Origin of the sequence: uncultured Chryseobacterium sp. (assembly GCF_913776365.1) — a bacterium.
Classification (GTDB): Bacteria; Bacteroidota; Bacteroidia; order Flavobacteriales; family Weeksellaceae; genus Chryseobacterium.
Window position 1 is genome coordinate 1 of sequence record NZ_CAJYMO010000339.1, and the last position, 6,618, is coordinate 6,618.

The 6,618-nt window shown below is 46.1% G+C and carries 5 protein-coding genes; 2 read left to right on the top strand and 3 right to left on the bottom strand.

The annotated features are described in order from the left end of the window. Together QZ735_RS18350 and QZ735_RS18355 are read left to right on the top strand one after the other, a co-directional pair. Window positions 1-1,014 (top strand): ammonium transporter (locus tag QZ735_RS18350; RefSeq protein WP_294251697.1); only part of this gene is annotated, 1,014 nt, incomplete at its 5' end. Between the two features lie 1,478 nt (window positions 1,015-2,492). Beyond that, window positions 2,493-3,911, top strand: a complete 1,419-nt coding sequence (locus tag QZ735_RS18355) for an L-serine ammonia-lyase (RefSeq protein WP_294251700.1) — start codon at window positions 2,493-2,495, stop codon at window positions 3,909-3,911. Window positions 3,912-4,066: 155 nt separating this feature from the next. On the opposite strand, the gene QZ735_RS18360 is transcribed toward QZ735_RS18355, so the two are convergent. Genes QZ735_RS18360 through QZ735_RS18370 form a run of 3 tightly spaced genes read right to left on the bottom strand, consistent with a single transcriptional unit; the run spans window position 4,067 to window position 6,573 of the window. Then, window positions 4,067-5,704, bottom strand: coding sequence for a serine hydrolase (locus QZ735_RS18360; protein WP_294251703.1), 1,638 nt, complete (start codon window positions 5,702-5,704; stop codon window positions 4,067-4,069). A 17-nt stretch (window positions 5,705-5,721) separates the two neighbouring features. Beyond that, window positions 5,722-6,291, bottom strand: coding sequence for a Yip1 family protein (locus tag QZ735_RS18365; protein ID WP_294251706.1), 570 nt, complete (start codon window positions 6,289-6,291; stop codon window positions 5,722-5,724). Window positions 6,292-6,306: 15 nt separating this feature from the next. Beyond that, complete coding sequence (locus QZ735_RS18370; protein ID WP_294251708.1) at window positions 6,307-6,573, bottom strand: DUF2089 family protein; 267 nt, start codon at window positions 6,571-6,573, stop codon at window positions 6,307-6,309. Window positions 6,574-6,618: the final 45 nt, after the last annotated feature.

Here is a 6,618-nt window from a genome sequence, read left to right on the forward strand (position 1 = left end):
ACCATTGACGGAGAGCATTACGGAATCATCGGGAACCCGCTCAGCTATCCGTTTTTCAGCGGAGTGGGGGTGTTGCCGCACAAAGCCATGGCCTCTACCATTCCCTTTATCCTTTTCGCCTTATTTCAGATGAAGTTTGCCGTTATCACCCCGGCACTCATCACCGGTTCGTTCGCTGAACGGGTACGTTTTATCTCTTATCTTCTGTTCATGATCCTGTTCAGCCTGTTCATTTACACCCCGCTCTGCCACATGGTCTGGTATCCGGACGGGTTGCTCAATAAATACTTCGGAGTGAAGGATTTCGCGGGCGGCACCGTAGTGCATATGAGTGCAGGTTTCGCTGCCCTGGCCGGAGCCATGGTTATCGGCAACCGGAAAAGGCCGCATCATGAGCCTTCCAATATCCCGTTTGTCCTGCTGGGAACAGGAATGCTGTGGTTCGGATGGTTCGGGTTCAATGCCGGTTCGGCACTGAGCGCCAATGCTACTGCAGCTACTGCTTTCGGAACCACAACGATTGCTTCCGCTTCTGCTATGCTGACCTGGATTTTCTTTGACCGGATCAACTGCCGCAGCGTTTCCGCCATGGGTGCCTGTATCGGAGCTGTAGTCGGCCTGGTGGCCATTACGCCGGGATGCGGATTTGTATCCATTCCGGAAAGTATTTTCATCGGCTTTATCTCTGCCATCGTTTCCAACCTGATGGTCAACTGGAAAACCCTGAAAAAAGTTGACGACACGCTAGATGTCTTTGCCTGCCACGGCGTCGGAGGCATTATGGGAATGATCTTAACCGCTATCTTTGCCCACGGCGAAAAGGCCAGCCTTCTTCACGGCGGGATTGAAGTATTCGCCCACCACATGATGGCTCTGCTGCTGGTTTCCGCATTCGCCTTCTTCGGATCGCTTTTCCTGTATAAAATCACCGACCGCATGATCACGCTGCGGGTTTCCGAAGAGTCTGAAAGCAGAGGCCTTGATCTCTCGCAGCATGAAGAGAGCCTGTATTGAAACAAGGCATGGAGCTGATAACAAAGCCTGAGTTTTGCCTGTGAAACAAAATTCACCATCTGCTTTTTGTCAATGGTCAATCCGCTGCGCTGGTCAATGGTGAATTCTTAACATCAGCCTGTAATTCACCGCCGGCGTAAGCTTCCAGGCTTGTGCCCATCATCCGACGGCATGAATTCAACGGTGGACAGAACTGACCTGCAGAGCGAAATTCACCGTCTAACTTTTGTGAATGGTCAATCCGCTGCGCTGGTCAAGGGTCAATAGTTGACCTCAGCCTGAAAAATTCACTTGCGAAGCAAAATTGACCATTCACCGTTCACGCTTTGTCAATAGTCAATCCGCTGTGCTGGTCAATGGTCAATTCTTAACTTCAGTCTGTATTTCACCGCTGGCGCAAGCTTCCAAGCTTGTGCCCATCATCCGACCAAGCATGAATTCAACTGCGGGCAAAATTGACCTGCAAGGCGAAATTCACCGTCTGACTTTTGTGAATGGTCAATCCGCTGCGCTGGTCAATGGTGAATTCTTAATATCAGCCTGTAATTCACCGTTGGTGTAAGCTTCCGGGCTTGTGCCCATTAGAAAGCCAGACTCAAGTTCAACGTCTGCCGTTTGTCAATGGTAAATCCGCTACGCTAGTCAATGGTCAATTGTTGACCTCAGCCTGAAAAATTCACTTGCGAAGCAAAATTGACCATTCACCATTCACGCTTTGTCAATGGTCAATCCGCTGCGCTCGTCAATGGTGAATTCTTAACATCAGCCTGTAATTCAACGCTGACGCAAGCTTCCAGGCTTGTGCTCATCATCCGACCAGCATGAATTCAACTGCGGGCAAAATTGACCTGCAAGGCGAAATTCACCGTCTGCCTTTTGTGAATGGTCAATCCGCTGCGCTGATCAAAGGTCAATTCTTAACTTCAGTCTGTAATTCACCGCTGGCGCAAGCTTCCAAGCTTGTGTCCACCACTGCATAGAACAGATAGCACACCTATGGCGTGCTGTTCATAGCAAAGCATCTTTTCTACACAGATACTATTCCTCCGGAATATGGTTTTCTGAACAATTTTATTCACCGGCGGAGCGAAACTCACCCTTTGCTTTTTGTCAATGGTCAATTCTTACGGATCAATGGTCAATTTTTATCCGTGGGAAAATTCACCTGCGAAGCAGAATTCACTTGCGAAGCAAAATTGACCATTCACCGTTCACGCTTTGTCAATAGTCAGTCCGCTGCGCTTGTCAATGGTCAATTGTTATATCAGTCAAAAATTCACATGCAGAGCAAAATTGACTTGCAACGTGAAATTCACCATTCACTTTGGTCAATATTTAATTGTTAACCTCATCCTGGAAATTCACTTGCGAAGCAAAATTGACCATTCACCATTGACCATTGACCATTCACTATTCACTGTTCCCCATTTCAATTTATCGTGTATCTTTGCGGTAAGGAAAAATGAGGAATTTTCTATATGGACTCAATATCGGTTTTTGAGATTATCAAGGTGGGGATCGGCCCTTCCAGTTCACATACCATGGGCCCCTGGAATGCTGCCGCTGCATTTATCAGGATTATCAAAAGGGAAAGATCAATCGCTGAAGTAAGGGAAGTGTTCCTTGAATTTTTCGGTTCGCTGGCCAAAACAGGAATCGGGCACGGAACGGATATTGCCGGCATGCTGGGGTTAAATGGTGAGGATTTCAAAACCATCAATACTTCAAGAATCGACGAAAAGATCGGGCATATCAAAAGTACGCAGATGCTTAACCTGGGTGGTGAAAAAGAAATTCCGTTTATCTATGGGTATCATCTTGTTCTCAACATGAGCAGGTCGCTGGAATATCATCCGAACGGAATGATCTTCAGGGCTGTTTTTGAGGACGGCACCGAACTGGGGCAGGATTTCTATTCCGTCGGCGGCGGATTCATCATGAGCCAGGAAAAAAAATCGATTGATAAGCACTGTGTCCGTACCCTTTACCCTTGCCATAAATCTTCAGATATTGTTAAGTACTGCGATAAGCTCGGACTCGATAAAATCTCGGATCTGATCCTCATGAATGAGGAAAGCTGGCGGCCTCAGGAGGAAACCCGTCAGGAAGCGCTGTACATCTGGCAGCAGATCAAGGAATGTATCTACAAAGGCGTTAATAAGGAAGGTGTACTTCCCGGAGGGCTGAATGTCTCCAGAAGAGCAGCAGGAATCAACAGGAAGCTGCTCGGGGAAAAGATCTACCGGAATATCGATGAGTGGTTCCGGCTGATTGTGGAAACAGACGGCAACTTTACGAATATCAATAAATGGGTTTCCTGTTTTGCGCTTGCCGTAAATGAGGAAAATGCCAGTTTCGGACGAATCATTACGGCACCTACCAACGGCGCCAGCGGCGTAATCCCGGCAGTGCTGATGTATGCGCAGGCGTTTACATCTTCCACCAGCGACGACGATATTGCCCGGTTTATACTGGTAGCCGGAGAAATCGGAACCTTATTCAAGAAGAATGCAACGATTTCAGCAGCTATGGGCGGGTGCCAGGCAGAAGTGGGGGTTTCATCGGCCATGGCAGCTGCAGGGCTTACGGAAATCCTGGGAGGAAGCGTAGGTCAGGTGCTGATGGCAGCAGAAATTGCCATGGAACATCATCTGGGACTGACATGCGATCCGATAAAGGGGCTGGTTCAGATTCCCTGTATTGAAAGAAATACAATGGGAGCCATCAAGGCGATTACCGCTGCCAATATTGCGCTGGAAAGTGATCCTGCAAAAGCAAGAGTTACCCTGGATGAGGTGATCCAGACCATGTGGGAAACTGCCCAGTCCATGAATGACCGGTTCAAGGAAACTTCTGAAGGCGGGCTGGCCATCGCGGTTAATGTTCCGGAGTGTTGATGCCGGAAATCAGCTTTGCCCTGTCAGGTGAATGAGTTGTTCTTGTCTTCTTTTAAACTTGTTAGGTGTCTTATAAGAATTCCTGCAGCTGATGTTTAAAAACAAAACAGCCGGAAATGGTCAGTTTCCGGCTCGAGCGAGATGATCAGAATTATTTACTTCCCGGTGAAAAGATAGGTTGCACCTCCCTGCAATAATTGAAGCTGCTTTTTCCCGGGGATGAACCGTATCTTTATTCCCGCCTTGTCAAAGGAAAATTCATTTTTACCGTTGTTTTCCAGCGGAAATGAAGGCTGTCCCGTTCCTTCTGCAAAAAGAACTCCGTCCTTTACAAATATTTTCAGGCCCAGCGGAATATCTTCGGAACGGTATTCACCGGCATACTGCTGAAGTTCTGTTGCCGGAATTTTATTTGCCTGGCTGAATTGGGGATAAGGGTACTCAAGATCATACAGGATGCTTAAAATACCGATGGCCAGGTCATTGTGCGGCATTTTTTCGCCATTGACCATAAGGACAAAAGAATATTTTTCAGCCGGGCTGTAGGAAACGAAAGTATGTGTACCAGCAGTATCGCCACCATGTCCGAATGAGACTTTGTTATAAAAAGGAATGGGCATGATGCCCAAGCCGAAGGACTGGCCTTTTTCCGGAAGCATCTTCTCAAGGCTTTCTTTCTTTAAAAACATATTGCTGAACAGAGCATTGATGAAAATGCTCATATCCTCCGGAGTAGAAGTAATATCTCCCAACCCGATACAGTTCCTGAAATCAAAATCCTGGATTTCCGCCCATTTTCCATCGGTGTTTTCATAGGACCTGAAAACGTCTGAAGGATGATCCATTACCGAAAACGTATTTTTCATCCCTGCTTTACCGGTAATATGCTCTTTCAGCAGGATATGATAAGGTTTTTGTGCAACCTTTTCCAGAATCCTACTCAGCAGGTAATAACCGGAATTAGAATACCGGGTCTTTTCACCGGGCTGAAAGCTTATGCCCTGTTTTTTTATGGTATCCAGGATTGCCTGGTCGCCTACATACTTCCCGAACAGCCATTGGTAATGTTCCCCCACATAATCGCCCAGTCCGCTGGTATGGTTCATCATCTGCTTAAGGGTGATCTTTCCGGCATTGGGAACATCAGGGTAATATTTTGAGAGTCTGTCACTCAGTTGTATTTTTCCCTGCTCTTCCAATTGCATCAGCATTACCGCGGTGATCATTTTGCTTACTGAACCGATCTGGTAGCCGGTAGAAGAACTCCATGGTAAGGGTGACAGCTGGTCCTGACCAAAATCCCTATGATACATTTTCTTTCCTTCCCTGAAAATCGAAATGCTGCCGGTGGCCTGTTTGTTTGCAGCCACATAATTAAGGAAATCATCAATCTTTCCGGTATTTACTGTTTTTTTCAGTGCTCCGGGTTGCACCTCTGTATCCTTTGAATCATTGTTTCTGTAGAGCGCCAGAGGAACTGAAAAAGAATGCTGTGTAAAAATCCCTTCAAAATGATCTGTTCTGAATTGCCCTTTGTAGGAGGCATTGATGCTGTTGATCTCAAAGGTGAGCTGCTGATCTGCAAAGGCAGTCCTGTCTACCGGAATGCTGCTGTCGCTCTGTTTGGGACTTTTGGCGACCGAAATATAATGGCCGTTTTCTTTCGTAATCTTCAGTATCAGCGGGAGTTTCATACCGCTAAGATTGAGTTCTCCCTTCCAGGAACCTGTAATTTCCTGGGCGTGGAAAGTCTGTGCCAATGCGATCAGCACTGCAAATAGTTTGATTTTCATTGAAGTTTAATTTTGTATTATAAAATAGCCTGACTGAGCATGATAATAAATAAGGAAACTGCTGCAAACACGACAATATGCTGCCACTTTTTAATGTTGGTTGCCGTCCTGAACCCATTATACAACAGGGTAATGCTGTAGATAAGGAATATCAGGCTGACCAGTCCCCAGATGCTGACCAGAACCACATACGGAATGGGTAAATTTTCAGGATGCTGGGTGTTTAGGGTAATACTTTCCGTAGCTTTTCTGAAAAAAGGAAGGCCGGTAAAAGGGATTGTGATGATGAGCGGGATCTGGGAAATCAGTACGGTGTTGGCAATATCAATCAGCCGGGTTTTACCGTTCAGGAGTTTTCCGAGCAGAAAAAGAACCGCAATGGCTATGATGTAGCTCAGGCTGTTGATCTTTAGGATCTCTTCCAATCCCTGATCTGCATCCGGCAGCGAATAGTGGAAGATGCTGTCGTTTACGTTTCCGGCATAATGGCAGCCAAAGACATTCAGGACAAAAAACAGCATGCCGGTAAGAAGAAGATGCCTGTCATCAAATTTTACAAAGGGATTAAAAATCATTTTCCAGTTCATATTCAGGGATGGGTTTTATTTTTTCAGCTGATGTATTTTTTCGATAAGATCATCCATCCTGTTTCTCATGGTAGGATAGGACAGCTCTGCCTGTTTGGCCATTTCTTTGATGCTTCCGCTGGAAAGGAAGAAGTTGAGAATGAAGTCCTGGTCTTCACGGCTCATTTTCAGAAGTACCGGCAGCTCATAATTACCGCTGACTTCCGTATTGCAGTTGGGACATTGCATTCTGCTTACATTCAGGGTATGATCACAACTGGGACAGACAATAGGGAGCTTCATATTTTTGTTTTTGTAAAAGTAATATAAATTTTAATAAAATTAAAT

What these genes read in the sequence shown, in the direction of transcription:
- QZ735_RS18355 (WP_294251700.1), top strand. Translation starts at nt 2,493, where the DNA reads ATGGACTCAATATCGGTTTTTGAGATTATCAAGGTGGGGATCGGCCCT.
- QZ735_RS18360 (WP_294251703.1), bottom strand. Translation starts at nt 5,704, where the DNA reads ATGAAAATCAAACTATTTGCAGTGCTGATCGCATTGGCACAGACTTTC.
- QZ735_RS18365 (WP_294251706.1), bottom strand. Translation starts at nt 6,291, where the DNA reads ATGAACTGGAAAATGATTTTTAATCCCTTTGTAAAATTTGATGACAGG.
- QZ735_RS18370 (WP_294251708.1), bottom strand. Translation starts at nt 6,573, where the DNA reads ATGAAGCTCCCTATTGTCTGTCCCAGTTGTGATCATACCCTGAATGTA.